Annotated in this window: 1 tRNA gene and 2 rRNA genes (1 of these 3 cut by a window edge); all 3 read right to left on the bottom strand. The window is 58.7% G+C overall.

The features are described 5' to 3' along the window. Positions 1-85 precede the first annotated feature (85 nt). Positions 86-162: transfer RNA gene (locus tag E4T13_RS29505), tRNA-Met, on the bottom strand. A 40-nt stretch (positions 163-202) separates the two neighbouring features. Then, positions 203-317: ribosomal RNA gene (gene rrf, locus E4T13_RS29500) — 5S ribosomal RNA — on the bottom strand. A 108-nt stretch (positions 318-425) separates the two neighbouring features. After that, a 23S ribosomal RNA gene (locus tag E4T13_RS29495) occupies positions 426-3,131 on the bottom strand (it continues 29 nt past the right edge of the window).

Genomic DNA, 3,131 nt, shown 5'->3' with positions numbered 1-3,131 from the left:
GCGCCTTTCTCCGGCTGGCGGAAGGGTGCTCGGAATCAGAAACGCCCCGGCGATGTTGCCGAGGCGTTGTTGGTGCAAATCAAGATGGATGCGGGGACAGGATTTGAACCTGTGACCTTCAGGTTATGAGCCTGACGAGCTACCGGGCTGCTCCACCCCGCGGTGGTGTTTCTGTCGCTGGTTGTGAGGATCCGGCGTGGTGGCCCGGCGGCGACCGACTCTCCCGCATCTTGAGATGCAGTACCATGGGCGCAGAGGTGTTTCACGGCCGAGTTCGGGATGGGATCGGGTGTGTCATCCTCGCGATGACCACCGGGCCACCATGCCGGATCCTGACGACAGATGAGGGGTGATGGATCTGGTGTGTGTGATGTGGCGATGGCGTGGTGTTGGACGGGGCAGCACCTGTTGGGTGAGACCCGGTGTTGGAGAGCGCTATCGGGCGATTAGGACCGCTCGGCTGAAAGGGTTACCCCTCTTATACCTGCGGCCTATCGACGTGATGGTCTATCACGGCCCTCGGCGAGACCTCGTTTCGAGGCTGGTTTCCCGCTTAGATGCCTTCAGCGGTTATCCATTCCGCACTTGGCCACCCGGCCGTGCCGCTGGCGCGACAACCGGTTCACCAGAGGTGCGTCCTTCCCGGTCCTCTCGTACTAGGGAAAGATCCTCTCAAGTCTCGTACACCCACAGCAGATAGGGACCGAACTGTCTCACGACGTTCTAAACCCAGCTCACGTACCGCTTTAATCGGCGAACAGCCGAACCCTTGGGACCTGCTCCAGCCCCGGGATGCGATGAGCCGACATCGAGGTGCCAAACCTCCCCGTCGATGTGGACTCTTGGGGGAGATCAGCCTGTTATCCCTAGAGTACCTTTTATCCGTTGAGCGATGGCCCTTCCACGCGGGACCACCGGATCACTAAGGCCGACTTTCGTCTCTGCTCGCGCTGTCGCGCTCGCAGTCAGGCGGGCTTGTGCCTTTGCACTCAACAGCCGATGTCCGACCGGCCTGAGCCCACCATCGCGCGCCTCCGTTACACTTTGGGAGGCGACCGCCCCAGTCAAACTGCCCACCACGCAGGGTCCCGATCCCGGATGACGGGATGCGGTTAGACGCCAGAAAGGCACAGGGTGGTATTTCAAGGTTGGCTCCACCAAGGCTAGCGCCCCGGCTTCAAAGCCTCCCACCTATCCTACACAGTCCCTTCCTGGCGCCACTGCGAAGCTGCAGTAAAGGTTCATAGGGTCTTTCCGTCTAACTGCGGGTACCCCGCATCTTCACGGGGAATTCAATTTCGCTGAGCCCATGCTGGAGACAGTGGGGAGGTCGTTACGCCATTCGTGCAGGTCGGAACTTACCCGACAAGGAATTTCGCTACCTTAGGACCGTTATAGTTACGGCCGCCGTTTACCGGGGCTTCGGTTCGGAGCTTGCACTCCTCCCCTTGACCTTCCGGCACCGGGCAGGCGTCAGACCCTATACGTCGTCTCGCGACTTCGCAGAGCCCTGTGTTTTTACTAAACAGTCGCCACCCCCTGGTTTGTGCCACCCATCCCTGGTTGCCCAGGAACAGGTCTCGCTTATCCCGAAGTTACGCGAGTAATTTGCCTAGTTCCTTCAGCATGGTTCCCTCAAGCGCCTTGGTATGCTCAACCAGTCCACCTGTGTCGGTTTCGGGTACGGTCCATATGCCAGAGCTGTTTCCTGGACCTCTCCAACCGCCCGATCAATCCGATAAGACCGAACAGCGTTTCAAGGTCGTCACTTCTGGCGGGCGCGGGAATATTCACCCGCTTCCCATCGGCTACGGCTCTCGCCCTCGCCTTAGGGGCCGGCTCACCCTGCGCGGATTAACCTTGCGCAGGAACCCTTGGACTTTCGGCGACAGGGTTTCTCACCCTGTTTGTCGCTACTCATGTCCGCATTCGCACTTCCCATACCTCCACCACCCGTCACCGGTATGGCTTCACAGGCCTAGGGAACGCTCCGCTACCGCGTGCATCGCTGCACACCCATGTCTTCGGTAGGTGGCTTGAGCCCCGTTACATTTTCGCCGCAGAACAGCTATTAGACCAGTGAGCTATTACGCTTTCTTTAAAGGATGGCTGCTTCTAAGCCAACCTCCTGGTTGTTTTGGCCGTCCCACATGCTTTCCCACTTAGCCACCATTTGGGGACCTTAGACGATGGTCTGGGCTGTTTCCCTCTCGACAATGGACCTTAGCACCCACTGTCTGTCTGCCAGGCTGCACTCCTCGGCATTCGGAGTTCGGTAGGGTTTGGTAGGGCTTTGGGCCCCCCTAGCCCTTCCGGTGCTCTACCTCCGAGGGTGATCACCTGACGATCTACCTCAATAGATTTCGCGGAGAACCAGCTATTTCCGAGTTTGATTGGCCTTTCACCCCTAGCCACAGCTCATCCCCGACTTTTTCAACAGGCGTGGGTTCGGCCCTCCAGTAGGTGTTACCCCACCTTCAGCCTGGCCATGGCTAGATCACTCGGTTTCGGGTCTCATGCCCGTGACTAGGCGCCCATTTCGGACTCGCTTTCGCTTCGCCTACACCTAACGGCTTAAGCTTGCCACGAACACGAACTCGCGGACCCATTATACAAAAGGTACGCCGTCACCCTTTCGGGCTCCGACTGCTTGTAGGCGTCCGGTTTCAGGTCTCTTTCACTCCCCTCGTCGGGGTGCTTTTCACCTTTCCCTCACGGTACTTGTGCACTATCGGTCGCCAGGGAGTATTTAGGCTTGGAGGGTGGTCCCCCCATGTTCAGACAGGGTTTCACGTGCCCCGCCCTACTCAAGGATCTTCATCAGCAACACGTCTACGGGGCTGTCACCCGCTACGGCGGACCTTTCCAGATCCTTCGACTTAGCTGACAAAGACCACTGGCCTGCTCCGCTTTCGCTCGCCACTACTCGCGGAATCTCTGTTGATGTCTTTTCCTCCAGGTACTGAGATGTTTCAGTTCCCCGGGTTCGCCTCATGAACCTATGAATTCAGTCCATGATCTCCTTGCGGAGGGGTTTCCCCATTCGGACATCCGCGGATCAACGATCGCTCGCATCTCCCCGCGGCTTTTCGCAGCGTGCCACGTCCTTCATCGCCTCCTGGCGCCAAGGC

Origin of the sequence: Roseomonas sp. AR75 (genome assembly GCF_005222815.1) — a bacterium.
Classification (GTDB): domain Bacteria; phylum Pseudomonadota; class Alphaproteobacteria; order Acetobacterales; family Acetobacteraceae; genus Falsiroseomonas.
The sequence above is the reverse complement of the archived record's forward strand: the minus strand, read 5'-3'. Positions and strand labels throughout refer to the sequence as shown.